Genomic DNA, 26,543 nt, shown 5'->3' with positions numbered 1-26,543 from the left:
AATTTTTTAGTTTTTATATTTTTTAAAGATAACACATCCGTTCACATCGCCAAAACCAAAACTCACTTTTGCGGCTATTTCAATAGAGGTTCGGATCAGTTCTTGCGGCACGCAGGTGCGGTCAATAGTTTCTGCGATTTCCGGATGCAAATCCTGGCAGTTACGATTGGGTGCTACATAATCATGGGCCAGCTGGAGTACTGCTGCCACACTTTCCAGGCTGCCGGCCGCGGACAGGCAATGGCCCGTGAGCGATTTCAGCGAGTTGATATAAGGAAAGTTCTTGCCCTTCCGTTTCAGAGCGGTTGCGAGATTCTGAATCTCAGTACTGTCTTTGGAAGTTGCGGTGAGATGCCCGCTGATGTAATCAATATCCTGTGCGTGCACACCTGCTGCCTTAAGCGCATCTTGTACAGATTTCTGTACCGCGGTAGAATTAGGCGCCGTCATGGTACCTCCACCGCGCTGACCGCCGTTATTAATATTTCCGCCGAGAACTTCGGCATAAATCCTCACCCCGCGCGCCACGGCGCTCTCCAGTTCTTCCAGGACCAAAGCACCCGCACCGCTGCCCGGTATAAATCCGGCGGCAGACGCACTCATCGGCCGCGATGCCGCTTCGGGCTCCTCATTGCTCTTAAAATTACATACCTTCATCGCATCGAAGCCGCCCCAGATATACGGACCGGAGTCACTCGTGCTGCCCGCCAGCATGATATCTGCCTGCCCGGACTGAATTCGGTCAAAAGCCATCAGTATACTTTCGGTGCCGGTAGTGCAGGCAGACGAATTGGTGGTTACCATATTGCCCAAACCAAGTTTGCCTGCCAAAAATGCCGAAACACCACTGTTCATGGTTTGTACAACGGCCGTACTGCCCAGCCGCCGGGTTTGCAGATCATCAATCTTATAAATACTCTCGCGAAACTTTTCGATCCCCGAGGTACCCGCGCCGAAAATGGTTCCGGCGTGCCACAGCGGTTCCTCCGAACCAGCGATCGTTAAGCTCGCATCATTCCAGGCTTCCATTCCGGCAATCACACCATACATGATGCCGGTTGCAGCGAAATTCCGAAGTTCCAGTGGCGTAAAATAATGATTGATGATCTCCTCCGAAAGCTGCGGCGTACCGGCCACCTGACAGGAGAATTGCAGGTCCGCCAATTGCTGGTCGAAACGTATTCCCGAGGTGCCTTTTTTTATTGCTTCTTCGAAGGCGGCCAGTCCCACACCATTTGGTGAAACAGCGCCCATTCCCGTAATCACTACACGTCTCTTATTCATCATGCTGGCATTTAATTTGCGATAATTCCGGCGATTTCTCCTTCACATACCACTTCGCCGGCCGCGTTATACATGGTTACAGCGCATTTAAGTTTGTTAAATCTGAAGTAAACTTTTCTGGATTCCACGGTTACTTTTTCACCGGGAAATACAGGTTTTAAAAATTCAATCTGCGTAGAGGTCAGACCGATCGATTTTTTTGAATTAAGGTCATCTTTACATAAATATAACCCTAAGCAAACCACGCCAATCTGCGCCATGGTTTCGGTCAGGATAACCCCGGGTGTTACGGGAAAGTTTTTAAAATGACCTTTATAAAAGTCGAGTGTTTCGCTGAAAGTATAAGTTCCCTTTGCACCGTTTTCATCCACGTGCAGCAGTTCGTCTACAAACAGGAATGGTTCGGTGTATGGAAGATGATGTATGATTTCCTGAAATTTCATATTAGCAAAGATGTTCGCCGCCGTCTACAGGAATAACGCAGCCGTTGATCCAGGCTGCTTCCGGAAGGCACAAGAGACTGACCACGTCGGCCACATCCCGCGGTGTGGTTAAGCGGCCAAACGGATTTCGGTTTTGGGTTACTTTTTTTATTTCGTCGCTGCCCGGGATCATTTGCAGCGACCGTGTATCCGTTACGCCCGCTTGAATACAATTCGCGCGGATTCCGTACGGAGCAAATTCCAGGGCGATACTTCGCATCATCGCTTCCAGCGCCGCTTTTGCTGCTGAAATGGCAGCATAATTTGGTAACGGGCGTGAACTTCCTTCGCTGGTAAAAGCGAGCAAACGCGCATCTTTGGCGAATAAACTGGCGTTGAAAATCAGCCGCACCCAATCATAAAAACTGGTCGCCATCGCTTGTAGCGTAATTGAAAAATCTTCCGTGCTCAGTGCATTTTCACCGGTCATCGGTTTCAGATTTCCTTTGGCAATGCTGTGTAACAAACAGTTGATTTTTCCTTCGGGACTTATTTCTTTTCGTATTTCCGCGACCATGTTTTTCTGCTGCACGGGATTTAAAGCATCTTTATTGAAATCAATCAGGCGCACACCGGTTTCGCGGATGACATCAAACTCTTTTTGAATTCCGGTTAATTCACTTCTCGGACTTCGGTGAACGATGATGATATTAAAACCGTCCAAGGCCAGTTTTTGTGCAGATGCCAGGCCCAGACCGGAACTGCCGCCCAGTATCAAAGCCCACTGATTTTTTACTTTAGTTTCTACCATTGCAGTAAAACACGTTGGGCAGAAAAGCCCGGCCCGAAACTCAGCATTAAACCGCGCTCGCCTTTCTGCGGATTCTGCTTCATAATTTCTTCCAATACATATAGCACGGTGGCGCTGGACATATTTCCGTAGAGCCGCAGTACTTCTTTGGTCATGTTAATATCCTTTCCTAAATCTGAGAATAAATCTTCCACCATCTGGACTATTTTCTTTCCGCCCGGATGAAAAATAAGGTGGTCAATATCAGCAATGCCTAAATCTTCCGCAGCCAGGAAGGGATGCAAAATTTGTGGGAAATGTTCGGCAATGGTTTCCGGAACTTCCACATCCAGTACCATCTGCAGACCGGAATTGGTCAATTTAAAACCCATCATATGATCATTTTCATAAAAATGATACATGCCTTCCGCTATAATTTCCGGACCGGGGGCCTCTTCTTCAGAAGACAGGAGCATACAGGCAGCACCATCCCCGAAGATAGCAGCGCTTACCACATTTGCCATTGAGTAGTCCTGCAGCTGAAAAGTAGCGGTGGGGCTTTCCACGGCAATAACCGCGGCACGCTTGCCGGGATTTGCTTTCAGAAAGTTTTTGGCGTAAATAGTACCGGAAACACCCGCCGCACAACCCATTTCGGTCACGGGCAGGCGCACGATATCTTGTTTTAATTTTAAACGGTTAATCAGATAGGCGTCCAGTGAGGGAATCATAATTCCCGTGCAGCTTACCGTGATAATATAATCCAGCGACTCAGGTTCCCAGCCGGCCTTGGCCAGTGCTTTGCTTAAGACCTGCTCACCGATGATGATGGCTTCCCGGGTGTAAATATCATTTTTCTCTTCAAAGGAAGTTGCCGTAAATACTTCGACAGGATCCATAATAGAGTAGCGCTGATCCACCGCTGCACCTTCGAAAATCTTTTTTACTTTTCGTGCAAAACGACTGTCTTGGTCTTCCATCCACTGGTCAACGAAGGGAAGAATGTCGGCTGTTTTACGGGAATATTGTGGCAGCTGCCTGGCCACCGTTACAATGTGTACACTCATAATTTATGTATAATCCACTGCCATCGGAAGGCCCATTTCCAGCGGATGCGGTATTTGGTAAAGTTTAATTGCTTAGAGAAAAGTACTAAATCTTTTCGTTTAAATCCTCTTAGTATGGAAATTAATCCATCCTGCGCGGTCATCGGTTCCAGCCTGAAGACAAAAATAACTGCCTGAAACAAACGGTAGGCGAGCTTGCTGCGCTGCAAATCATTTACCACGATTCCCAACGAAACGTCTTCATACAAAATATGCAGAATTTCTTTGATGTCCGGATCTTTGAAATGATGAAGCGTGAGGGTAAGCAAAGCGATGTCCGGCTGAAAACCCTTAAAATCAGTTTTAAAAATATCAGCCGTGATAAATTCTATGTTAGGATAAGCGACCGAATGCTCACTTGCAAACCGAATGGCTGTTTCGTTGGCATCTACACCAATAAGCCGGAATTTTCTGTTATTTTTTTGGCCAAAATCTGCCAGCATCCGCAGCAGGTCACCGCCGCCACAACCAAAATCCACAATGGTGATTTCCCGGTCGCGCGGAATATTTTTCAAGAGTTGCGAAACACCATTTCTCGTTACATTGTTGCCGCCAAGCAATAAATTAATACGCGACAAATCCTTCAGCGCTGTAATCAGTGCCTCGTTACTCAGAGAAAAATCATCCATCATTTCCTCTGCATCCGTCCGGTATGTGGTATCTATAGCCATTTATTTTGTCGTCATAAGTTCTTTTCCGTGGGTCTTACGGATAATAATCGGCAGCAGAAAAGGAAAGTACATGAGCAGGCCGGTGCCAATTTCCGCCAGTTTTGCATGCTCCAGCAGTTTACCTAAAAGTCTGCCAATGCTGAGTCTTCCGCTAAAGTTCTTCTGCCATTGTTTTCGATACTCATTTTCCAGCTGTGCGCGGTTGATTTTTTTATGTAAAAATAAAGTAACTCCTTCTGCCGCCAGTTTCGCACTGTGGATCGCCATGGCCATTCCGTTGCCGCACAGCGGATGAATTAGCCCTGCCGTATCGCCCATCATCAGGACATGATTTTCTACCGCCGTTTTCGGTGCAAAAGAAATCTGACTGATGGTTAAAGGTTTTTCAAATATCATCGTAGCGCCACTTAAAATTTTATCTAAATGCGGATTCTGTCTCACAATTTCGCGCTGGTATTCTTCAATGTTTTTATGCTTTTTAAAAGTTTTAAAGTGCGCAAGATAACAGATGTTTATGCTGCCATTTTCCAACTTAGAAACCCCGCAGTAGCCGCCGCGAAAATTATGCAACCCGACAAGTGTATCATCAAAATCTCCCTGATAGTGCGCTTTGACCGCCAGCCAGGGTGTTCTCTTCTTTAGAAAAGTACGCTCCAGCTTAATATCCAGATTGGAACGCTTTCCGAAAGCGCCCAGAACTACCGGTGCCGTTAGTTCACTGTTTTTATCTGTTCTGACGGTAAAAAGATTATCATTAAAAATAATATCATTTACCTGTTCCTGCACTATTTTTCCGCCTAGGGCAATCACCAGTTTCATCATGGCGTCATCCAGCGTGTAGCGGCTTACCCCGAATCCGCCCAGCGGAAGTTGGGTATGTAAAACTTTTCCGGACACAGAGGAAAACTGCAGATGGGTAATTTCAGCGGGCTGAAGTTTCTCGAGATCAAGACCGAGCCACTGCAGATAACTTCGCACTTCATTGGAAATGTATTCCCCGCAAACCTTGTGTTTCGGATAGCTGCTTTTCTCTATCACCGTAACGCTAAATCCCTCGTGCAGCAAATGAAGTGCAGCCGATAAACCAGCCAGGCCGCCGCCAACAATAATGATATCTGAATGCTTATTGTCCAACAGTAAATTTTAAATTCTTTCTTCTTTAATTTCTTCTACAATTTCGGGATTGAGGAGGGTAGACGTGTCGCCGAAATTGGCAAAATCACCTTCGGCAATCTTTCTTAAAATACGGCGCATAATTTTACCGGAACGCGTTTTAGGCAAGGCAGAGACAAACTGAATCTTATCCAGTTTCGCGATCGGCCCGACGGTCTCGGCAATCAGGTTATTAATTTCCTTGCGCAGGTTATCCTTGTCGCGGCTTTCACCGGTATCTTTCAGCATCACATAGCCATACAGCCCGCTTCCTTTCACTTCGTGCGGGAAACCTACAATGGCTGATTCTGCCACAGCCGGATGCAGATTGATGCTGTCCTCTATAGGCGCAGTCCCCAGATTGTGACCGCTAACGATAATTACATCATCCACACGGCCGGTAATGCGGTAATAGCCCACTTCATCACGCAGGGCACCGTCGCCCGTAAAATACTTGCCCGGAAATGCGGTAAAGTAAGTTTCTTTATAACGCTGGTGGTCACCCCAGATGGTGCGTGCAATTCCCGGCCACGGAAAGCGGATACAAAGGTTGCCGTTCACCTGATTGCCTGTAATTTCATTTCGCTTGTCATCCATTAAAACTGGTTGAATGCCCGGCAACGGCAAGGTCGCATAGGTGGGTTTTGTCGGTGTTACAAAAGGAATGGGCGAAATCATAATGCCGCCGGTTTCGGTTTGCCACCATGTATCGACAATCGGGCATTTTTTCTTGCCTACATGATCGTTATACCAGTGCCAGGCTTCATCATTAATCGGTTCGCCTACGGATCCTATCACCCGCAGACTGGACAGGTCATGTTTCTCCACCCATTCGTAGGATTCCTTGGCCAGGGACCGGATGGCAGTTGGCGCCGTATAAAACTGAGTAACTTTGTGCTTTTCAATGACTTCCCAGAAGCGGTCGGGCTGAGGATACGTTGGCACGCCCTCGAAGATGACGGTTGTTGCTCCGTTGAGCAGCGGCCCATACAAAATATAAGAATGGCCGGTAATCCAGCCGATATCTGCCGTACACCAATAAATGTCATTTTCTCTATAATTAAAAACATTTTTAAAAGTATATGCAGTGTACACCATGTAGCCGGCCGTGGTGTGCAGCATTCCTTTCGGTTTTCCGGTGGAACCCGACGTGTATAAAATAAACAATGGATCCTCCGCATCCATGATGACAGAAATAAAATCAGGCGCCGCCGCTTTGTACAAGGGTTCCAGCCAAAGGTCGCGGCCTTCTTTCATTTCAACATCGGAATTCGTGCGTTTCACGACCAGCACTTTTTCCACGCTTGGACACTGGTCTACTGCTTCATCGATGATGCCTTTCAGATCAATGGCTTTTGATCCGCGGAAACTTCCGTCGGAGCAGATAACGAGTTTGGCGCCACAGTCATTCACGCGCGAACGTACTGCAGCAGCAGAAAATCCTGCGAATATCACGGAATGTACCGCACCAAGTCTTGCACAAGCCAGCATGGTCACGGCAAGTTCCGGGATCATCGGTAAATAGATGCAGACTCGGTCGCCTTTTTCTACGCCCAGATCGCGCAAAACGTTCGCTATTTTGCAGACACGCTCGCGCAGTTCACTGTACGAAATATGCTGTGCGGCTTCCTCAGGATTATTAGGCTCAAAAATAATGGCGGTTTTATCTCCCCGTTCCTGCAAATGCCGATCAATACAGTTTTTGGTGATGTTGAGCTTGGCATTTTTAAACCATTTAATTTTGGCCTCTTCCATGTCATAATCCACCACTTTCGACCAGCGCTGATACCATACAAAGTTTTCATCAGCAATTTTGTCCCAGAATTTTTTCGGGTTCTTGATTGATTTCTTGTATTGTTTAAAGTAATCCGGCAGGTTCTCAACAGTGTAGTTATTCATCTGGCTTAATTTTAAAAGAAAGTTAAATGTAGGTATTATTTAAGAATTTGATGGGTTTTCAGCGAGTCACTTAAAATATTTTTTAAAAGTTTTCTCGTTTCCTGAATTATGTTTTATCTTTGTAGCCGATGAAAGATTATTTCCTTTTTCACGAGACAGAGAAAAGCGGTGTTGCCGCTGATAACAATATTTTTTTATGAAACGAAGCCCTGCCGGCTTCGTTTTTTTTATTTTAAAACTTTAAGATTATGCTGAGAACCGCTGATTTATCCGTTGAGAAAATTAACAGATTACTGCAGGACGCCGAAGAATTTGCCAAGGGTAAAATCCTGAAAGCCGACCAGGAAATTTATGTGGCCAATCTCTTTTTCGAAAACAGTACGCGCACCAAAACAAGTTTTGAAGTCGCAGAACGGAAACTGGGATTGCAGGTCATTCCATTTGATATTTCTTCCAGCAGTGTGAACAAAGGCGAATCCATGTACGATACGGTAAAAACGCTGAAAAGCCTGGGCCTTGAATTGTGCGTCATTCGTCATCACAAAGAAAAATTTTATGATGAGTTCAATGGCATCGATATGTCGATTATAAACGGTGGCGATGGTACCGGCAATCATCCTTCCCAGAATATGCTGGACCTGATGACCATCCGCCAGGAATTCGGAAAGTTTGAAGGTTTGAAAGTGGGGATTGTGGGCGATATCAAACACAGCCGCGTAGCTAATTCGAATGCAGAAGTATTACGTAAACTGGGCGCTAAGGTATATTTCTCCGGCCCGGAAAAATGGTTTGATGAAGGAACCCTGATCAACGGAACTTATCTGCCCATCGATGATCTGGTGAAAGAGGTGGATGTCCTGCTGCTGTTGCGGATTCAGCACGAAAGACACAACCAGGACGAGAAACTGAATCTGCCGGCTGAGCGCTACCACCGTAAATTCGGACTTACTACAGAACGCGCCGCGGCCATGAAAGAAAATGCCATCATTATGCACCCGGCACCGATCAACCGGGGTGTTGAGATTGCAGATGAATTAGTGGAAAGCAGCCGTTCCAGAATCTTTAAGCAGATGGAAAATGGGGTGTTTGCGCGCATGGCTATTTTAAAAACTGCTTTGGAAAAACGAGGTTTCACTTTCTCGGAACCGAACTCGCCGGCAGAAAGCATTCACTGATGACTGCCTGAAACAATCGAAAATAGAAAGAAAAGGATAAAAAGTAAAAATGAAAAAGAAACTAATATTAGCTTCCGGCGAAGTGTTTTATGGCGAGGCCTTCGGCGGCGGCCAGGATGCTTCCGGAGAAGTGGTTTTCAACACGTCGATGAGCGGTTACCAAGAACTGCTCACCGATCCGTCCAATTGCGGGCAAATGGTTTGCCTGACCTATCCGCTCATTGGCAATTACGGAATTAACCGTGATGACAACGAAGCGATTGTGCCCGTCGTGAAAGCGGTGATTGTGAAGGAAGTTTGCGACTTTCCGTCGAACTTCAGAAGTCAGATGTCGCTCGATGCGTTTTTGAAGCAGCACAACATTGCAGGACTTTCGGGTATTGACACGCGGCGGCTTACGCGCGTACTCCGAAATCACGGTACCATTCAGGGTAAAATAGTGGATGCTGATAATGAAACCGCTACCGTTGATAATGAGTATCGCAAAGATCTGATTGCACAGGTTTCTACGAAAACGCCATATGCCAGCCCCGGCCGCGGACTGAAAGTCGTGCTGGTGGATTTTGGTTCGAAACTCGGTATTCTGCGTGAGCTTTCTCTTCGGAATTGTGATGTAACGGTGGTTCCTTATGATACGTCTGCGCCGGAAATCCTGCAGATGAATCCGGATGGCGTTGTTCTGTCCAACGGCCCCGGCAACCCGGAAGATGTGGAAAGTGCGCCGGAAATGATTCGTGAGCTGATGGGCAAAGTTCCGCTTTTCGGCATCTGCATGGGGCATCAGCTGATTGCGCTGGCCTGCGGTGCCAAAACATTTAAACTGAAGTTTGGTCACCGTGGCGGGAATCATCCCGTTAAAAATCTAAAAACAGGAAAGGTTGCGATCACTTCCCAGAATCACAGCTATGCCGTAGCTTCACCTTCGCTTGCAGGTACCGGCTTGGTGGAAACGCATACAGCGATTAATGACAATACAAATCAGGGACTTTTACATGAGCAGTATCCCTGCATGTCCGTGCAGTTCCACCCGGAAGCAAGTCCCGGTCCGGAAGATACCGGATTTCTCTTCGATGATTTTATTTTGATGATGGAAAACTTTAAAAATAAATAAAGTCAATTTCTGAATTTCAGAAGATTAATGCTCCGATGGATTCAGTTACATCCTTAAACACACATAAAATCTGCTCTAAATAAAAAGTAAAAATGAAAAGAAACGATATAAAAACCATCCTCGTCATCGGCTCGGGACCCATCATCATCGGCCAGGCGGCAGAATTTGATTATGCCGGAACCCAGGCATGTCTTTCGCTGAAAGAAGAAGGCTATCGGGTCATCCTTATAAACTCCAATCCGGCAACGATTATGACGGATGTGGAAATTGCTGATAAAGTGTACATTGAACCCATTTCCCTGGAATTCGTGAGTCATATTATCCGCAAAGAAAGACCCGATGCGCTGCTGCCAACTTTGGGCGGACAAACCGGTTTAAACATGGCGGTTGAATTGGAAAAATCCGGGATTCTGGACGAATGCAAAGTGGAAGTGCTCGGCACCAAACTTTCCGCCATTAACCAGGCGGAAGACCGCGACCTGTTCCGCAGCCTGATGAAAGAACTAAACGAGCCGGTACCGGATTCCGATATTGTAATGACCGTGGAGGCTGCACTTGATTTCGCTGAGCGGATTGGTTATCCGGTGATTGTGCGTCCTGCTTTTACCATGGGTGGCACCGGCGGCGGTATTGCAGGTAACGAAGCAGAATTAAAGGAGATCACTGCGTTTGGGCTAAAATACAGTCCCGTTACCCAGTGTTTAATTGAAAAATCTATCGCGGGTTATAAGGAGATTGAATACGAAGTGATGCGCGACAGCAATGACAATGCGATCGTCGTCTGCAACATGGAGAATATCGATCCGGTCGGCGTGCACACCGGTGACTCTATCGTAGTGGCGCCCTCGCAGACTTTGTCTGACAGAGAATACCAGATGTTGCGTAATTCATCCTTAAAAATTATTCGTGCGCTGGGCATTGAAGGTGGCTGTAATGTACAGTTGGCGCTCGATCCGCATTCTTATAATTATTACATCATTGAAGTTAATCCAAGAGTTTCTCGCTCTTCCGCGCTGGCCAGTAAAGCCACCGGCTATCCAATTGCCAAGATTGCGGCAAAAATCGCGGTGGGCCTTACCCTCGATGAAATTTTAAATCCGGTAACCGGAAAGACGTATGCTTCCTTTGAACCGGCGCTGGATTATGTGGTTACCAAATTCCCGCGTTTTCCTTTTGATAAATTTGAAACTGCCGATCGCCGCCTCTCTACCCAGATGAAAGCCACCGGCGAGGTGATGGCGATCGGCCGCAACTTTGAGGAATCCTTACAAAAAGCAATTCGCTCCCTTGAAACTGGACTAAGGCATATCGGCCTGAATCGCGACCGCGCTGCTGCATTGACACCGGAGGAAATTGAACAGCGCATCCGCGTCTGTGATGATGAGCGGCTTTTCATTATCGGCGATGCTTTGCGGCAGGGCTACGATTGGAAACAGATTGTGGAATGGAGCCAGATCGATCCTTTCTTTATATATAAAATTAAAAAACTGATCGATTTTGAAAAGGCGATTGCAGCCAGCCAATATGAACCTGAAATTACGCTGCAAGCCAAAAAGCTGGGCTTTTCTGATTTAAGTATTGCCCACTTATGGAACACCGACCAGCGCGCTGTTTTTGAGTTTAGAAAAAGCAGAGGAATTATGCCGGTTTACAAAATGGTCGATACCTGCGCGGCTGAGTTTGAAAGTGATACACCGTATTTCTACGGAACGTATGAAGAAGAAAATGAAAGCGTACCTTCTGATAAAGAAAAGATTATCGTGCTGGGTTCGGGACCAATCCGCATCGGGCAGGGAGTGGAGTTTGATTATGCAACCGTACATTCGGTGTGGGCTATCAAGGAAATGGGTTACGAGGCCATCATCATTAATAATAACCCGGAAACCGTTTCCACCGACTTCTCAATTTCTGATAAACTCTACTTCGAGCCGCTGACGGAAGAAGATGTAATGAACATCATCGAACTCGAAAAACCTAAAGGCGTGGTGGTTCAGTTCGGTGGCCAGACGGCGATTAACCTCGCAGAAAAGCTGGCGGCACACGGTGTTGAGATTTTGGGAACATCGCTGGAAGATCTGGATCGTGCGGAAAACCGTAATAAATTTGAAGCTGCTTTGCAGGAACTCGGCATTCCGCAGCCGATGGGAAAAACATGTTTTACCGAAACAGAAGCACAGGAAATTGCGCAGGAAATCGGTTTCCCGGTACTCGTGAGACCAAGTTATGTGCTCGGTGGGCGCGCCATGGAAATTGTGTACGATTCCTCAGAGTTGCGTCACTATATGGAGAACGCCGTACGCGAGTTCTCGGATCATCCGATTTTGATTGACCGGTACCTGACCGGAAAAGAAGTAGAAGTGGATGCCATTTCGGATGGTGAAACGGTCGTGATTCCTGGAATTATGGAACATATCGAAAGGGCGGGCGTGCACTCGGGAGATTCTATCGCCGTGTATCCGCCGCAGAATATTACGGAAGAGCAGCTGAAAAAACTGGTGGATTATACGGAACGTCTGGCCAGAGGACTGAATGTTGTCGGACTGATGAACATCCAGTACGTTTTATACGAAGGAGAAGTCTATGTGATTGAAGTAAATCCGCGTGCCAGCCGGACTGTTCCCTTCCTTTCGAAGATTACCAATATTCCCATGGCAAATGTGGCCACGAAAGCGATCTTGGGTAAAAGTCTTAAAGAGCTCGGATACCGAAATGGGCTCGCGCCGGTGCAGGAAGGTGTGTATGTGAAAGTACCTGTTTTCTCTTTCTCTAAAATGGCAAGAGTAGACATTTCGCTGGGTCCTGAGATGAAATCGACCGGTGAAGTGATGGGCAAAGATCAGACATTGGAAAAAGCGCTGTATAAAGGCCTGGTAGGAGCGGGCAGAAAAGTGCCGCTGCACGGTGCCATCTTGTTTACGGTTGCTGATAAACATAAGGCAGAAGCCTGCGACCTTGCGCGCCGTTTCCAGGAGATCGGATTCCGTATCTGGGCGACAGAAGGGACAGCACGCTATTTTGAAGAACATGGTGTATCTACCAAGATTGGATATAAAATCGAGGAAAATCCGGAAATCAACCTGATTGATCTGATTCAGAAAGGGAAAGTGCAGTACATTGTAAATACCATGACCAAGGGAAAACAATCCGAACGCGACGGTTTCCAGATCCGCCGGACTTCTGTAGAAAACGGAGTGCCGTGTCTGACTTCCATGGATACAGTAGAAGCTATTCTAAAAGTAATTGAAAGCATGAGTTTCAAAATGGAAGCCATGTAATGAGTGAATAATGAACATTTTAAAGACAGACTTCAGTCTGTCTTTTTTGATTTTATGTTTCGTAAACTGCCTTAAAGTCCTTAGCAGTAGAATGTTTCTTTTATTCTTAAAAAAGGTTAAACTTCAGCAGGATATTTTACATGGCATTTTTATTGAATCCCTGTTAGCACCAACAAATCATTTATTAATCCATTAAAAAATTTAAACACTATGGAAAGTAACACGAATTACGTACCGGAGTACAGAAGCAATTATGTGTCAAAAGTTTTTAACACCCGTGAGGAGGCTGATGCGGCCTACAACGAGTTGAAAAATAAAGGGTATACCCAGGATGAAATCAACGTGATGATGTCCGACGACACCCGCAATAGATATTTCAAAGATCACGATAATGATGACACCGCTCTTGGCGACAAAGTAGCTGAGAACGCCGGTACAGGATCCCTGATCGGTGGTGGAATCGGTGCCGTGGTAGGAGCAGTAGCTGCGATTGGTACCAATGTATTGCTGCCGGGTCTGGGACTGATCGTAGCAGGACCGCTTGCGGCAGGTCTTGCCGGCGCAGGAACCGGAGCAGCAGCCGGAGGGCTTATTGGCGCTCTGACGGGAGTAGGCGTGCCGGAAGATGAAGCAGAACGTTACAGAGACCGCGTGAAAGAAGGCGGAATCTATATGGGCTTTAAACCAAGACACGAAGATGATGCCCGTTCTACTTACGATACATGGTACGGAAACACCGGAAACAGTACACATCTGTAAACCGCCGAACATAAGATAAGATGAAAGTCACTCGATTGAGTGGCTTTTTTATCTTTAGTTCTTTTTCGCTACATTTCTCCCATCACGACCATTTCTTCCAAAGTAGGAACTTTGCTTCCGCCTTCCGGCTCAACGGTAATGGCAAACGCCTGCGGATCCCTGGCACTGGGAATAACACAGACCATTTCCGCTTAATCTAAAATGAAAGAGAAAACCGTAATGGTAGGTGGTGCTGTCATGTATCCGAGCAAGAATATTGTGGAGAATGCAGTGAACTCAAAAGACCGCACCACACTGGTTGCAGCTGTAAAAGCCGCAGGTCTGGTAGAAACGCTGCAGTCAGCCGGCCCTTTCACCGTTTTTGCACCGACCAACGCAGCCTTTGATAAACTACCGGCCGGTACAGTCGATAAACTTGTGATGCCGGAGAACAAAGCGATGCTGACTTCTATCCTTACCTATCACGTAGTTCCCGGACGTATTTCCGCAAAGGATCTGATGACCTGGATCAAGAAAAACAACGGTAAATACATGGTAAAAACGGTTCAGGGAGAGGAACTTACTTTCTGGATGAAAGGAAACAAAATATATGTTACTGACGCAAAAGGAAACAACGCTGCAGTTACCATTGCCGATGTAAACCAGTCAAATGGTGTGATTCATGTGATTGATCATGTGCTGATGCCATAGTTTTCATAGTTTTATTTTTAATGTGGGAGCCAGCCGGATGCGAATTCGGCTGGCTTTTTTATTTTGTTTTTATGTACATTTATCTCATTAAAAACGAACAATCATAAATTAAAATGAAAAAATTATTCTTTTTTATTGCTTTAAGTGCAGGTGTTTCTGCCTTTGCGCAATATAATTTGCCCGCGGCAAGTCCGCGGCAAACCATCGAGCAGCAGTTTTCAGTTTCAAAAGTCAGCCTGGATTATGGCCGGCCTTCGGTTAACAACAGGAAAATTTTTGGAGCGTTGGTTCCTTATGGTGAAGTGTGGCGCGCCGGTGCAAACAGTGCCACTAAGATTACTTTTGGACAGCCGGTGAAAGTAGGAAATACTGTTTTGCCGCCGGGTTCGTATGCTGTCTTTGTGATTCCGCAGGCGACCTCTTGGCGTGTTTTATTTAATAAAGAAGCAGAACAGTGGGGCGCCTACAATTACAAAGCTGATTTGAATGTGGCGGAAATCACCGTGCCGGTACAGAAATTAATGCCGGCCCAAGAAGTTTTAACCTGGCTTCTGACTCCGTCCGGAAATCAGATTCAGCTTTCCTGTATGTGGGCAGATGTTCGCGTGGACGTGCCTATCACGGGGGCTGATACCAAAACGACTGACCGAATCGTTGAAAAACTGACTGAAATCAGAGCGATTGAAAAAGAAGCCTCGAAGAAATAAACTTAAGCGACTGATACTGCATTATGAATAAAGAACCTTTTTTAGAATATCTCCGAAACAGCAAATACAAGTTTAATGCGCAAGGAGACATAATAGAAGTACGGATTGGATTTTCACAACGGGCTATGGTTGATTTCACTCATGATGCCCGGCCTGAAATAACCGACCGGATGGTCCCATGGAATTTCTTGACCGGTTTGATTCCCATGAAATTTAAAAGCGCTTTTGTTTATAACGTAATCATGTGTCTTTTTTTAACCGCGGCGTTTGTGTTTTTGTGGCCTACAGCGGCAAATGTACTATTTACAGTTATGTACGTTTCGGTGATTTCTTTAATTTCAGCGGCGATTTACATCCATTATAGAAAGCTAATTGACTTTAGGAAATTCACCGCGGAATTCTTTTCTTCTCCTTATGTACGCTCACAGTAAATTACGTTTTCCTTTAATTCTTTTTTATGACCCATATTAATCTGCAGCCTGGACTTGAAAATGATAGCGTGCTGCTGCAGTCTTTGAAATCCTCTGATTTTGAAAAATTATACGAAGTAGCGCGTGATCCAGAAGTTTGGTCCATGCATCCTAATAAAGACCGGTATAAAAGAGAAGTATTCCAAAATTTTTTCAAAGGTGCGCTGGAAAGTGGTGGTGCTTTTTTAATTATAAATAAATCCGACAATGCGGTAATCGGCAGTACCCGTTTTTATGATTATGATGCTGAATCTAAATCGATTTTAATAGGATATACTTTTTACGGCAAAGCATACTGGGGTCGCGGATTTAATGCACAGGTTAAAAAACTGATGCTGGATTATATTTTCCGGTTTGTCGATACAGTTGATTTTCACGTCGGCCGCGATAATCTTCGCTCCGTGCGCGCCATGGAAAAATTAGGTGCTGAAAATACCGGTGAGCAGGAAATTGCATATTATGGCGAAGCACCAAAAATTAATATCATCTTCAGGATTAATAAAGAACAATGGGCGAAACGCCATTGATTAAAGAAAAAGTGGCGGTTTTACACAATTATAAATAAAAGAATTAAAGACACGATAAATTGCTAAAGTTTTTTGCTTTTAGCTAAATTTTCTATCTTTAAGGTCAACTCAATAAAAAATTATGTCTCAACAAAACAAAGAATTCGGCATCGGAAAATCTCTGGAAAAACTGGGGATTCAAAGCAATAATAAAGGCGTGTCCACCGGAGGCGACTATTTTGCCACCGGTTTCGCGCTCGAAAGTTATTCTCCTACCGATGGCGAACTGATTGCCTCGGTAACTACAGCAACCACAGAAGATTATGATAAAGTAATAAGTACGGCGAAAAAAGCTGCGCTGCAGTTTCGCCAGATTCCTGCACCCAAAAGAGGGGAGCTGGTTCGTCAGTTTGGCTTAAAACTGCGTGAATATAAAGAAGACCTCGGAAAACTAGTTTCCTATGAAATGGGAAAATCCCTGCAGGAAGGCTTGGGCGAAGTTCAGGAAATGATTGACATCTGCGATTTTGCGGTCGGGCTGTCGCGCCAGTTGCACGGCTTCACCATGCATTCGGAAAGACCCGGGCACCGAATGTACGAACAATATCACCCGCTGGGCATTGTCGGGATTATCTCGGCATTTAATTTCCCGGTGGCGGTTTGGTCCTGGAACACCACGCTCTCCTGGATTTGCGGAAACGTCACGGTTTGGAAACCTTCGGAAAAAACACCGCTTTGCGCCATTGCGTGCCAGAATATTATCAGTGAAGTACTGCGCGAGAACGATATGCCGGAAGGAGTTTCTTCCATGCTCGTAGGCGACCATATTATCGGTGACCGTTTGGTTAACGACAAAAATGTCGCGCTGGTTTCCTTCACCGGTTCCACAAAAGTGGGGCGTACGGTAGGAGTGAACGTCGCCAAACGTTTTGGAAAATCCATTCTGGAACTTGGTGGGAATAATGCCATTATCATTACCGAAAATGCAGATCTGGATATGTCCATTATAGGAGCGGTATTCGGCGCAGTCGGTACGGCGGGCCAACGTTGTACGTCCACACGAAGACTTATTGTCCATGACTCTGTTTATGAGGAAGTTAGGAAACGCCTTATCAATGCATATGGACAGCTTAGTATCGGAAATCCGTTGGATGAAAATAACCACGTTGGACCTTTGATTGACAAAGATGCCGTGCAGCAATATCTTGATTCCATTGAAAAATGCAAAGCCGAGGGCGGGAATTTTATTGTTGAAGGCGGCGTACTCGAAGGTGAGGTGTATGGCTCTGGTTGTTATGTGAAACCATGTATTGCTGAAGTTGAAAATCACTACGAAATCGTGCAGCACGAAACCTTTGCCCCGATTCTATATATCATGAAATACCAGAATCTGGAAGATGCCATTGCTATGCAGAATGATGTTCCGCAGGGATTAAGCTCCGCTATCATGACGCAGGATTTGCGGCAGGCAGAATTATTCCTTTCCCAGAATGGCTCCGACTGTGGAATTGCCAATGTAAATATCGGTACCTCCGGTGCTGAAATTGGTGGCGCTTTCGGCGGCGAAAAGGAAACAGGCGGCGGCCGCGAATCCGGCTCCGATGTCTGGAAATACTACATGCGCCGTCAGACCAACACCATTAATTATACGGATACGTTGCCACTGGCGCAGGGAATCAAATTTAATATCTAATCACCAATCACCTCTAAATCAATATATTAATATGAATAATACAACTGCACCCCAACCAGTCTCCGCCAATGCTGTGAAAGAAACCCTTTCCCGGCATTTGCTGGCAGACGGTTTCGATTTTGTTATGGATATTGAAAAGTCGCATGGCTCCTGGATTCACGACCGCCGCAGCGGCAAGAATTTCCTGGATATGTTTTCTATGTTTGCGTCCATGGCAGTCGGTTACAACCATCCGCATATCGTAGAGAAAGCCGAATGGCTTGGTAAAATGGCCATCAATAAACCAACCCTCGCTGATGTGTATTCGCAGGAATTTGCCGATTTTATGGAAACCTTCGAGCGCGTAGCCATCCCGAAAGAACTGCAGTATGCTTTCTTTATATCGGGTGGAACACTGGCAGTGGAAAATGCCATGAAAGCGTGTTTCGACTGGAAGACCCGGAAAAATTTTGAAAAAGGGATCGATGTGGAAGCCGGCATCTGTATCCACTTTAAACAGGCATTTCACGGGCGAAGCGGATATACACTGAGTTTAACCAATACTGCAGACCCGCGTAAATATGAGTATTTTCCCAAATTTGACTGGCCGCGTATCGTAAACCCGCATTTGAATTTCCCGGTTACAGAAGAAAATCTGAAGGAAACAATCACCCAGGAAAACCGTGCGCTGCTAAATATTACCGAAGCCATTCTGGCCAATCCAAACAGAGTGGCGTGCATCATCATTGAACCTATTCAGGCTGAAGGAGGCGATCACCATTTCCGTGATGAGTTCTTCCAGGGCTTACGAAAAATTTGCGATGAAAATGAAGTGCTGCTTATTTTTGATGAAGTACAAACAGGCATCGGGCTCACCGGTAAAATGTGGGCGTATGAAAATTTCAGCGTAGCTCCGGATATTATTGCGTTTGGTAAGAAAACCCAGGTTTGCGGTGTGTTGGCCAATAAAGAAAAGTTTGATGAAATTCCTAACAATGTTTTTCGTGAAAGTTCACGGATCAACTCCACATTTGGCGGCAATCTGATTGACATGCTGCGTTTTCAGTTAATTCTGGAAATCATTGAAAAAGAAAATCTGGTGGAATATGCGGCAGAAGCAGGTGCGTTTCTGCTGGAAGGTTTGCAGGATTTGCAGGCGAAATATCCGGATAAAATTTCCAATGCCCGCGGCCGCGGACTCATGTGCGCTTTTGATCTGGCCACGCCGGAGATGCGAAATACGCTGCAGCAAATGCTGTATGAGGAGTACATGATTATCTTGGGTTGCGGTGAGAAATCCATCCGATATCGTCCGCATCTGAACGTAAGCCGAGAGGAACTGCAGATGTCGCTGAACCTTATTGAAAAATGCCTTAACAAAATGGGATCTTAATGTTTTTTTAGTAATGAAAAATATAGATCTTAAACTTTTATAAAAATTTATATGCTAAAGGTGCAAAAATTCAGTTTTTTTTGTACCTTTAGCAAACAAATGCAGCTATGGAAGAGAAAAGCACAGCCGCAATCTTCGAGAGCGAGATGCCGGCACTGATAAAAAAGGTGCAGAATTTGCTGGAGCAGGAAGGGATTTCCGCCGTGGCAGGACCTTCTCAGTCGATGTTATCTACGAGCGAAACGATTGCTGTTTATGTCACTTTAGAGCAGGAGCGGGAGGCGCTCCGTATTGTGGATGAGGCACTTAGTAAAGATTTGTTATATAACCTTTAAACCAAATACACCTTCATATTTTTTAAATTTTTACGTTTTACAGAAATCGAAGTTTCTCTGTTGAAACTTCGGTTTTTTGTTTTTATACGGTAAGGCCACTGTATTTCGAAAGCTGCAAAATCATGGGTAAAATTATTATCTTTGTAAAAATATAGCATCTATGCAAACTACTTATATAGAAACACAGCAAATCAGTTTTCAGGATTTTAAGGAACAGATTCTTGCTGATTACCGACTGGGACGAATTTCCCGCGAGATGTCATTACTGGGCCGCCGCGAGGTTCTTACCGGTAAAGCGAAGTTTGGTATTTTTGGCGATGGTAAGGAGCTCCCACAGCTGGCAATGGCCAAAGTATTCCGCGATGGTGATTTCAGGTCCGGATACTATCGTGACCAGACTTTTGCTATGGCCATCGATGCCTTAACGGTAGAAAGTTTCTTTGCACAATTATATGCAGATACTAACATCGAGCGCGAACCCGCTTCCGCCGGACGCCAGATGAACGGTCACTACGCTACCCGCAGTCTGAATGAGGACGGCAGCTGGAAGGACCTGACCAAGCAAAAAAACATATCTTCAGATATTTCTCCCACCGCCGGCCAGATGCCACGCTTATTGGGACTGGCACAGGCTTCTAAAATTTATAAATCTGTACAGTTCGATGGTTCCGAGAAGTTTTCGAACGGCGGAAATGAAGTAGCTTTTGGAACCATTGGCGATGCTTCCACCGCGGAAGGCCACTTCTGGGAAACCCTGAACGCGGCTTGTGCATTGCAGGTGCCGATGATTGTTTCTATCTGGGATGATGGCTACGGAATTTCCGTTCCCACCCAAAACCAGCGTGCGAAGGCGGATATCGCCGAAATGCTGTCGGGTTTCCAGCGTAAAGAGGGAGAAGAGCAGGGATGCGAAATTATTCAGGTAAAAGCCTGGGATTACCCGTCGTTGCTGGACGCGTATGCGCGCGCGGAACATTTTGCACGTACCGAGAGTATTCCGGTAGTGGTGCATGTGGTAGAGGTAACACAGCCGCAAGGCCACTCGACTTCCGGTTCCCATGAACGCTACAAAAGCGGAGACCGCTTGAAGTGGGAAGGAGAATATGACGGGCTCTTAAAATTCCGTGAATGGATTCTGAATTACTCTATTGAAATTGAAGGCGCAGAACAGCAACTGGCAACTACTGAGGAGCTGGACGCGTTGGATGCGGAAGCCAAAAAAGTTGTAAAGGACGGTCAGAAAAAAGCCTGGGAAGCCTATCGCGCAACCATTGATCATCTGGTGGAAGAATTGCTGCCGCTGGTTAAAACTCTTGCCGCCGAGCAAACTGAAGTTTCTGCGGAAATTGAGAAATTCACGAAACTCGTTTCCGTCGCCAAACGCGATATTTTCCATTTGGTACGACGAGCATCATTGCTGACCAGAAAAAATAACACGCATTCCCGTACGGCGCTGGCCGAAAAATACGAGCAGCTTTTAGCAGAAGAAAAACAGAATTACTCTTCTCACCTGTATTCACAGTCTGAATGGAAAGCGACGAACGTAGCCGAAGTTGAACCGGTGTATTCTGAAGGTTCGGAAACGGTAGATGGCAGAGTAGTCATCAGAAATAACTTCGACCAAATTTTCAGTAAGTATCCGGAAACTTTAATTTTCGGTGAAGACACGGGAAATATTGGTGATGTGAACCAGGGGCTGGAAGGATTGCAGGAAAAATATGGCGAACTCCGGATTGCTGATACTGGCATCCGGGAAGCTACCATTCTGGGCCAGGGGATTGGAATGGCAATGCGCGGACTGAGACCGATTGCGGAGATTCAGTATCTGGATTATATTCTATACTGCCTGCAGGGCATGAGCGATGACCTGGCTACAGTACAATATCGCACACGAGGAGGACAGAAAGCGCCTTTGATTATCAGAACGAGAGGCCACCGCCTGGAAGGCATTTGGCATTCCGGTTCACCAATGGCGGGAATTCTGAACCTGTCGAAAGGAATTCTGGTATTGGTGCCAAGAAACCTCACCAAGGCTGCCGGCTTCTACAATACCATGTTACAGTCGGATGAGCCGGCCCTGATTGTGGAATGTCTGAACGGATATCGACTCAAAGAAAAACAACCGGATAATCTCGGTGAATTTACCGTTCCAGTTGGAAAAGTGGAAGTGACTAAATCCGGTACGGATGTTACGCTGGTTACCTACGGCTCCACCTGGCGACTGGTGATGGAAGCGGCAGAACAATTGGAGGAATTAGGGATTTCTGCGGAAGTAATTGATATTCAATCTTTAATTCCGTTTGATTTAAGTCATGATATTCTGGAAAGCGTGAAAAAAACCAATCGCCTCATGGTGATTGATGAAGATGTGGAAGGTGGTGCCTCGGCCTTTATCCTGCAGCAAATTCTGGAAAAACAGAAAGCTTTCCGCTATCTGGATTCTGATCCGCTCACCATTTCTGCGGAAAATCACCGGCCACCGTATGCAAGTGACGGCGATTATTTCAGCAAACCAAGCACTGATGATATGGTCGAGAAAATTTATGCCATGTTCACGGAACTAAACCCGCAGAAGTTTCCGCAGATTTAAACAAAACATATGAAATAAAGCAGGTGAAAGCCTGCTTTTTTCATGTCATAAAATCTCAGCGGGAAAGAAGCTCTCTATCTGCCTCCCAGGCCTCAGGGCTGAAATATTTTCCGTAAATTCGCATAAAATTTTATTAATAATGAACTACGATATCATTGTCATCGGAAGCGGTCCCGGCGGTTATGTAGCTGCCATCAGAGCAGCACAGCTCGGATTTAAAACTGCTGTCATCGAAAAAGAAAGCCTCGGCGGGATCTGCCTGAACTGGGGTTGTATCCCTACCAAAGCCCTGCTGAAATCCGCGCATGTTTTCAAATACCTGCAGGAGGCTGAGCAGTATGGTTTAAATAAAGTAGAAAACCCGGGTTTTGATTTTTCCAAAGTAGTACAACGCAGCCGCGGTGTAGCGCAGAAGATGAGTGGTGGTATCTCTTTCCTGATGAAGAAGAATAAAATTGATGTCATCATGGGAACGGCTAAAGTTCAGAAAGGAAAAAAAGTTTCTGTGACCGATGAAAACGGAAAAGCTACAGAATACAGCGCTCAGCATATCATCATCGCAACCGGTGCACGCTCACGTGAACTGCCGAACTTGCCACAAGATGGTAAAAAGGTGATTGGATACCGTCAGGCCTTAAACTTACCTGAGCAGCCAAAATCGATGATAGTTGTAGGTTCCGGCGCGATCGGGGTGGAATTTGCTGATTTTTATAACGCCATGGGAACCAAGGTGACCATCGTTGAATTTATGCCGACTATCCTGCCGGTGGAAGATGAAGATGTTTCCAAACACATGGAAAAATCTTTGAAAAAAGCGGGCATCAACATTATGACCAATTCTTCCGTTGAAGCGGTAGATACTTCCGGAAACGGTGTAAAAGCGACAGTGAAAACGGCCAAAGGCACGGAAACACTGGAAGCTGATATTCTGCTGTCTGCAGTTGGAATTGCTTCTAATGTGGAAGGACAAGGCTTTGAAGAAGTAGGCATTAAAACAGAAAAAGGCAAAGTACTGGTGAATGAATGGTATGAAACTTCTGTTCCCGGTTATTATGCCATCGGAGATATTTTGCCGACACAGGCTCTGGCGCACGTTGCGTCCGCGGAAGGAATCACCTGCGTGGAAAAAATTAAAGGAATGCACGTGGAAAAAATTGATTACGGCAATGTTCCGGGTTGTACCTATTGTCATCCTGAAGTAGCCTCTGTTGGTCTAACCGAAAAACAGGCAAAAGAAAAAGGTTACGAACTGAAAGTTGGTAAGTTTCCGTTCTCTGCCTCCGGAAAGGCGACAGCCAATGGCGATACTGATGGATTCATTAAAGTTATTTTTGATGCCAAGTACGGCGAATGGCTCGGCTGCCACATGGTAGGCGATGGCGTTACCGATATGATTGCGGAAGCAGTAGTGGCCAGAAAACTGGAAACCACCGGTCACGAAGTGCTGAAAGCAATTCACCCGCACCCAACCATTTCGGAAGCAGTCATGGAAGCAGTTGCAGCTGCGTACGGTGAAGTAATTCACATTTAAAACTCAATATTCTTTTATATCATATGAAACCATCGCCTTGGCGGTGGTTTTTTTTGTCTAATTTGAGTATCTTAACCGGAAAAATTATTGTCAATGAAAATTCGTTATTTGTTGCCGGCTGCTTTTTTGTGCGGAACTTCTTTTCTTTTCGCGCAATCAGCAGAAAGTGTCATTGTTCCTAATGAAAACCTGATTGCACAAAATATTCCCGCAATCCCAAAGTCGCTTAGCCAGAAAATTAAGAAGTATTCCGAAAGCCGTGGTGCCAGCATCACCGCACTTCACCCAAACGGACGGGAAATGATTATAGTGACGCGTTTTGCTTCGACCAATCAGTTACATCAGTTATCCCAGCCGATGGGTGCCAGAAAACAACTTACTTTTTTTGATGAGCCGGTCAATACGGCATCGTATCAGCCGGTCCATGGAAATTTTCTGGTCTATAGCCGCGATATTGGTGGAAATGAATTTGGGCAGTTGTTCCGTTTCGATTTGGCAACCATGGAGTCAACGCTTCTTACCGACGGCGGACGTTCCCAAAATGGCGGCATGAAATGGAAGAAAGATGGTTCCGGCTTCTACTTTACTTCGACCAAAAGAAACGGCGGCGACCGTGATATTTATTATATGGATCCTCTGAAGCCCGAAAGCGCAGAACTGATTTTGCAGGTAAAAGGTGGCGGATGGAGCATCAGCGACATTTCGAAAGACGGCACAAAGCTGATTATCGGCGAGTATATTTCGGCCAACGAATCGCATCTTTATTTGTTTGATACGGTTTCTAAAAAGCTGGAAGCGATTACAAACCGCAAGGATAAACAAATCATCCAGTCCGGTGCTAAATTTACCAGCGATCCTGATGAGATCTTTTATCTCACCGACCGAAATAACGAGTTTACCCGATTAGCGCAGATGAACTTAAAAACCGGCAAAGTGCAATATCTGACCACTGATATTCCCTGGGGCGTGGAATCGTTCAGCCAATCCAAAAAAGCCGGTAAGCTTGTATTTAAAACCAATGAAGGAGGTTTAGATAAAATATACCTGATGGATCTGAATACCAAAAAATATCAGGAGGTGCCCGGTTTAGCGGTAGGTCTCATCGGAAGTACAAAATTTAGTAAAGACGGTCAGAGTTTATTTTTCTCGCAGTCCACTTACGATTCCAGCTCCGACATTTATCGCCTGGATCTGGCCACGATGAAAACAGAAAGATGGACAGACAGTGAGCAGGGAGAAATGCAGAAGCAGGACATGTCTGAACCCAGGTTCATTGAATGGACTTCCTTTGATAAAATGAAAATTAGCGGTTTCTATTATCCTGCCTCGTCTAAGTTCACGGGCAAAAGACCAGTGCTGATCAGTATTCATGGCGGGCCGGAAGGCCAGTCCAAAGCTTCATCGCTGGGCTCGAATAATTACTACACCAACGAAATGGGCGTAGCTGTAATCTATCCAAATGTGCGTGGCTCGGCCGGTTTTGGTAAGAGTTTCCTGGCCAGTGATAATGGTTTCAACAGGATGAATTCCGTTAAAGACATCGGTGCCCTGCTGGACTGGATTGCCAAGCAGCCGGAACTGGATAAAGACCGCATTATGATTATGGGCGGAAGTTATGGTGGCTTTATGACGCTGGCAACTGCGTATGAATACGCTGACAGAATACGCTGCTCCGTGGACGTCGTTGGTATTTCGGATTTTAATACCTTCCTGAAAAACACCGAAGAGTACCGCCGGGATCTGCGACGTGCGGAATATGGCGATGAGCGCGATCCTAAAATGAGCGCGTTCTTCACTAAAATTGCACCACTGAATAATACGGCCAAAATTAAAAAACCGATGTTTATTATTCAGGGAACCAATGATCCGCGTGTCCCTGTAACAGAAGCCGTGCAGATGCGCGATAAACTGAAGGCACAGGGCAATACCGTTTGGTACCTTGAGGCAAAGAATGAGGGTCACGGTTTCCGCAAAAAAGAAAACGTGGACTTTCAGCGTTTGGCGGTCATCCGTTTTATGCAGGAATATTTATTAAATTAAATAAAAGAGAAACCGTCGGAAATCTGGCGGTTTCTTATTTTTGTAACTATGGCAGATAAAAAATATCCTTTGGGACTGGTGTTATCCGGTGGTGGAACGCGTGGTGTGGCGCATGCGGGTTTCTTAAAATTTATGCAGGAACAGCAGCTGCAGCCCGAGATATTTGCCTGTTGCAGTGCCGGTTCTATTGTGGGCGCATTATATACCGTCGGTAAGTCTCCGGATGAAATTTTGGATTTCTTTAAATCAGTGTATTTTTTTCATTGGCGGCATTTTACTTTTAACAAGCCGGGACTGGTATCGTCGCTGATATTTTCGACATATCTGCAACCCGTTTTTGGGAATCGAACCATCGGCGACCTGGAAACTGATTTACGCATTATCGCAACTGAGCTGGTCTCCGGCGAGCAAAAAGTATTTGGACCAAATGATAAGGTAGTAGATGCTGTTATCGCTTCCTGTTCCATTCCCGGTGTCACGACACCGTACCTCGTAGGAGAGGAGATGTTTTGTGATGGCGGTGTTCTTAATAATTTTCCGGCAGATATTATTCACAATGAATGTGAGCGCATAATCGGCGTTTACGTTTCACCACCGCAAATTGTGGAGCTGAATGATTTAAACACGATCAAAGCGGTAACCACCCGCGCTTACGAATTACTTTCGCACCGCACCGAACTGTATAAGTTTGCTTATTGCGACTGGCTGGTCACTTCGCAGGAGCTGGCACAGTACGGAACCTTCGAGCGGAAAGCCAGCCGGCTTGAAGAAATATTTAATATAGGGTATGAAGCAGCCAAAGCCTCCTTTAAGGAAACTATTTTTGCTGCGAACAAAGAATATAAATAAAGCCGATTCCATTATTTGTTTCCGTCCACCACACACTCATTTCCTGAAAAACTTGAGCTTATAGGTTCCAGCGAAATTCTGCTCTGCACGACGCAGCATTTTTAAGCTATTTAAGT

22 protein-coding genes are annotated in these 26,543 nt (G+C 45.7%); 14 read left to right on the top strand and 8 right to left on the bottom strand.

Translation table 11 applies throughout. From position 1 onward, the window contains the following. Window positions 1-6 precede the first annotated feature (6 nt). Genes MVI27_RS00920 through acs form a run of 7 tightly spaced genes read right to left on the bottom strand, consistent with a single transcriptional unit; the run spans window position 7 to window position 7,324 of the window. The gene (locus MVI27_RS00920; RefSeq protein WP_323134579.1) at window positions 7-1,287 is read right to left on the bottom strand and encodes a beta-ketoacyl-[acyl-carrier-protein] synthase family protein; all 1,281 of its coding nucleotides are present in this window, start codon (window positions 1,285-1,287) and stop codon (window positions 7-9) included. Between the two features lie 8 nt (window positions 1,288-1,295). After that, a complete protein-coding gene (locus tag MVI27_RS00915; RefSeq protein ID WP_246958782.1) occupies window positions 1,296-1,727 on the bottom strand; it encodes a 3-hydroxyacyl-ACP dehydratase FabZ family protein in 432 nt (143 codons plus the stop codon). A 1-nt stretch (window position 1,728) separates the two neighbouring features. Continuing rightward, window positions 1,729-2,517, bottom strand: coding sequence for an SDR family oxidoreductase (locus MVI27_RS00910; protein ID WP_246958780.1), 789 nt, complete (start codon window positions 2,515-2,517; stop codon window positions 1,729-1,731). Beyond that, window positions 2,511-3,563, bottom strand: a complete 1,053-nt coding sequence (locus MVI27_RS00905) for a type III polyketide synthase (RefSeq protein ID WP_246958779.1) — start codon at window positions 3,561-3,563, stop codon at window positions 2,511-2,513. The genes MVI27_RS00910 and MVI27_RS00905 overlap by 7 nt, the downstream gene beginning before the upstream one ends. Next, window positions 3,560-4,273 carry a methyltransferase domain-containing protein gene (locus MVI27_RS00900; RefSeq protein WP_246958778.1) on the bottom strand — a complete coding sequence of 238 codons (714 nt, stop codon included), beginning with the start codon at window positions 4,271-4,273 and terminating at the stop codon, window positions 3,560-3,562. The genes MVI27_RS00905 and MVI27_RS00900 overlap by 4 nt, the downstream gene beginning before the upstream one ends. Beyond that, a complete protein-coding gene (locus tag MVI27_RS00895; protein ID WP_246958777.1) occupies window positions 4,274-5,407 on the bottom strand; it encodes an NAD(P)/FAD-dependent oxidoreductase in 1,134 nt (377 codons plus the stop codon). Window positions 5,408-5,416: 9 nt separating this feature from the next. Beyond that, window positions 5,417-7,324 (bottom strand): acetate--CoA ligase, encoded by a 1,908-nt coding sequence (acs, locus tag MVI27_RS00890; protein ID WP_246958776.1) that lies wholly within the window; start codon window positions 7,322-7,324, stop codon window positions 5,417-5,419. Window positions 7,325-7,572: 248 nt separating this feature from the next. Between acs and MVI27_RS00885 the strand changes: the two genes are divergently transcribed. The 4 genes from MVI27_RS00885 to MVI27_RS00870 all read left to right on the top strand — a co-directional run bounded on the left by MVI27_RS00885 (window position 7,573) and on the right by MVI27_RS00870 (window position 13,644). Further along, window positions 7,573-8,499, top strand: coding sequence for an aspartate carbamoyltransferase catalytic subunit (locus MVI27_RS00885; protein WP_246958775.1), 927 nt, complete (start codon window positions 7,573-7,575; stop codon window positions 8,497-8,499). 49 nt (window positions 8,500-8,548) lie between these two features. Next, window positions 8,549-9,610, top strand: a complete 1,062-nt coding sequence (locus MVI27_RS00880; protein ID WP_246958773.1) for a carbamoyl phosphate synthase small subunit — start codon at window positions 8,549-8,551, stop codon at window positions 9,608-9,610. 92 nt (window positions 9,611-9,702) lie between these two features. Then, complete coding sequence (gene carB, locus MVI27_RS00875; RefSeq protein WP_246958772.1) at window positions 9,703-12,885, top strand: carbamoyl-phosphate synthase large subunit; 3,183 nt, start codon at window positions 9,703-9,705, stop codon at window positions 12,883-12,885. A gap of 210 nt (window positions 12,886-13,095) precedes the next feature. After that, window positions 13,096-13,644: a general stress protein gene (locus MVI27_RS00870; RefSeq protein ID WP_246958770.1), complete on the top strand. Its 549-nt coding sequence runs from the start codon at window positions 13,096-13,098 to the stop codon at window positions 13,642-13,644. Between the two features lie 68 nt (window positions 13,645-13,712). On the opposite strand, the gene MVI27_RS00865 is transcribed toward MVI27_RS00870, so the two are convergent. Further along, complete coding sequence (locus MVI27_RS00865) at window positions 13,713-13,829, bottom strand: anti-sigma factor (RefSeq protein ID WP_246958768.1); 117 nt, start codon at window positions 13,827-13,829, stop codon at window positions 13,713-13,715. Window positions 13,830-13,845: 16 nt separating this feature from the next. Here MVI27_RS00865 and MVI27_RS00860 point away from each other — a divergent pair, with 16 nt between their 5' ends. From MVI27_RS00860 to MVI27_RS00815, 10 genes are all read left to right on the top strand, one after another. Beyond that, entirely contained in the window at window positions 13,846-14,334 is a 489-nt protein-coding gene (locus MVI27_RS00860) for a fasciclin domain-containing protein (RefSeq protein WP_246958767.1), read from the top strand. A 113-nt stretch (window positions 14,335-14,447) separates the two neighbouring features. Beyond that, window positions 14,448-15,041 carry a DUF2911 domain-containing protein gene (locus MVI27_RS00855; protein ID WP_246958766.1) on the top strand — a complete coding sequence of 198 codons (594 nt, stop codon included), beginning with the start codon at window positions 14,448-14,450 and terminating at the stop codon, window positions 15,039-15,041. 457 nt (window positions 15,042-15,498) lie between these two features. After that, window positions 15,499-16,038, top strand: coding sequence for a GNAT family N-acetyltransferase (locus MVI27_RS00850; protein ID WP_246958765.1), 540 nt, complete (start codon window positions 15,499-15,501; stop codon window positions 16,036-16,038). Between the two features lie 121 nt (window positions 16,039-16,159). After that, window positions 16,160-17,710, top strand: a complete 1,551-nt coding sequence (gene amaB, locus MVI27_RS00845) for an L-piperidine-6-carboxylate dehydrogenase (RefSeq protein ID WP_246958764.1) — start codon at window positions 16,160-16,162, stop codon at window positions 17,708-17,710. A gap of 31 nt (window positions 17,711-17,741) precedes the next feature. Next, entirely contained in the window at window positions 17,742-19,082 is a 1,341-nt protein-coding gene (gene lat / locus MVI27_RS00840) for an L-lysine 6-transaminase (protein ID WP_246958763.1), read from the top strand. A 107-nt stretch (window positions 19,083-19,189) separates the two neighbouring features. After that, entirely contained in the window at window positions 19,190-19,417 is a 228-nt protein-coding gene (locus MVI27_RS00835) for a putative signal transducing protein (protein ID WP_246958762.1), read from the top strand. A 160-nt stretch (window positions 19,418-19,577) separates the two neighbouring features. Next, the gene (locus MVI27_RS00830) at window positions 19,578-22,007 is read left to right on the top strand and encodes an alpha-ketoacid dehydrogenase subunit alpha/beta (RefSeq protein WP_246958761.1); all 2,430 of its coding nucleotides are present in this window, start codon (window positions 19,578-19,580) and stop codon (window positions 22,005-22,007) included. A gap of 139 nt (window positions 22,008-22,146) precedes the next feature. Further along, window positions 22,147-23,538 carry a dihydrolipoyl dehydrogenase gene (gene lpdA / locus MVI27_RS00825; protein WP_246958760.1) on the top strand — a complete coding sequence of 464 codons (1,392 nt, stop codon included), beginning with the start codon at window positions 22,147-22,149 and terminating at the stop codon, window positions 23,536-23,538. Between the two features lie 93 nt (window positions 23,539-23,631). Further along, entirely contained in the window at window positions 23,632-25,578 is a 1,947-nt protein-coding gene (locus MVI27_RS00820; RefSeq protein ID WP_246958758.1) for a S9 family peptidase, read from the top strand. A gap of 48 nt (window positions 25,579-25,626) precedes the next feature. Further along, window positions 25,627-26,427, top strand: coding sequence for a patatin-like phospholipase family protein (locus tag MVI27_RS00815; protein ID WP_246958756.1), 801 nt, complete (start codon window positions 25,627-25,629; stop codon window positions 26,425-26,427). Window positions 26,428-26,543: the final 116 nt, after the last annotated feature.

The sequence above is a fragment of the Chryseobacterium salipaludis genome, from assembly GCF_022968825.1.
GTDB classification, from domain to species: domain Bacteria; phylum Bacteroidota; class Bacteroidia; order Flavobacteriales; family Weeksellaceae; genus Kaistella; species Kaistella salipaludis.
The sequence above is the reverse complement of the archived record's forward strand: the minus strand, read 5'-3'. Positions and strand labels throughout refer to the sequence as shown.

Coding starts and splice junctions, on each gene's coding strand:
- MVI27_RS00885 (WP_246958775.1), top strand. CDS start 7,573: ATGCTGAGAACCGCTGATTTATCCGTTGAGAAAATTAACAGATTACTG.
- MVI27_RS00855 (WP_246958766.1), top strand. CDS start 14,448: ATGAAAAAATTATTCTTTTTTATTGCTTTAAGTGCAGGTGTTTCTGCC.
- MVI27_RS00880 (WP_246958773.1), top strand. CDS start 8,549: ATGAAAAAGAAACTAATATTAGCTTCCGGCGAAGTGTTTTATGGCGAG.
- MVI27_RS00835 (WP_246958762.1), top strand. CDS start 19,190: ATGGAAGAGAAAAGCACAGCCGCAATCTTCGAGAGCGAGATGCCGGCA.
- MVI27_RS00860 (WP_246958767.1), top strand. CDS start 13,846: ATGAAAGAGAAAACCGTAATGGTAGGTGGTGCTGTCATGTATCCGAGC.
- MVI27_RS00865 (WP_246958768.1), bottom strand. CDS start 13,829: ATGGTCTGTGTTATTCCCAGTGCCAGGGATCCGCAGGCGTTTGCCATT.
- acs (WP_246958776.1), bottom strand. CDS start 7,324: ATGAATAACTACACTGTTGAGAACCTGCCGGATTACTTTAAACAATAC.
- MVI27_RS00905 (WP_246958779.1), bottom strand. CDS start 3,563: ATGAGTGTACACATTGTAACGGTGGCCAGGCAGCTGCCACAATATTCC.
- MVI27_RS00815 (WP_246958756.1), top strand. CDS start 25,627: ATGGCAGATAAAAAATATCCTTTGGGACTGGTGTTATCCGGTGGTGGA.
- MVI27_RS00915 (WP_246958782.1), bottom strand. CDS start 1,727: ATGAAATTTCAGGAAATCATACATCATCTTCCATACACCGAACCATTC.
- amaB (WP_246958764.1), top strand. CDS start 16,160: ATGTCTCAACAAAACAAAGAATTCGGCATCGGAAAATCTCTGGAAAAA.
- lat (WP_246958763.1), top strand. CDS start 17,742: ATGAATAATACAACTGCACCCCAACCAGTCTCCGCCAATGCTGTGAAA.
- MVI27_RS00920 (WP_323134579.1), bottom strand. CDS start 1,287: ATGATGAATAAGAGACGTGTAGTGATTACGGGAATGGGCGCTGTTTCA.
- MVI27_RS00870 (WP_246958770.1), top strand. CDS start 13,096: ATGGAAAGTAACACGAATTACGTACCGGAGTACAGAAGCAATTATGTG.
- MVI27_RS00910 (WP_246958780.1), bottom strand. CDS start 2,517: ATGGTAGAAACTAAAGTAAAAAATCAGTGGGCTTTGATACTGGGCGGC.
- MVI27_RS00900 (WP_246958778.1), bottom strand. CDS start 4,273: ATGGCTATAGATACCACATACCGGACGGATGCAGAGGAAATGATGGAT.
- MVI27_RS00820 (WP_246958758.1), top strand. CDS start 23,632: ATGAAAATTCGTTATTTGTTGCCGGCTGCTTTTTTGTGCGGAACTTCT.
- MVI27_RS00850 (WP_246958765.1), top strand. CDS start 15,499: ATGACCCATATTAATCTGCAGCCTGGACTTGAAAATGATAGCGTGCTG.
- lpdA (WP_246958760.1), top strand. CDS start 22,147: ATGAACTACGATATCATTGTCATCGGAAGCGGTCCCGGCGGTTATGTA.
- MVI27_RS00830 (WP_246958761.1), top strand. CDS start 19,578: ATGCAAACTACTTATATAGAAACACAGCAAATCAGTTTTCAGGATTTT.
- carB (WP_246958772.1), top strand. CDS start 9,703: ATGAAAAGAAACGATATAAAAACCATCCTCGTCATCGGCTCGGGACCC.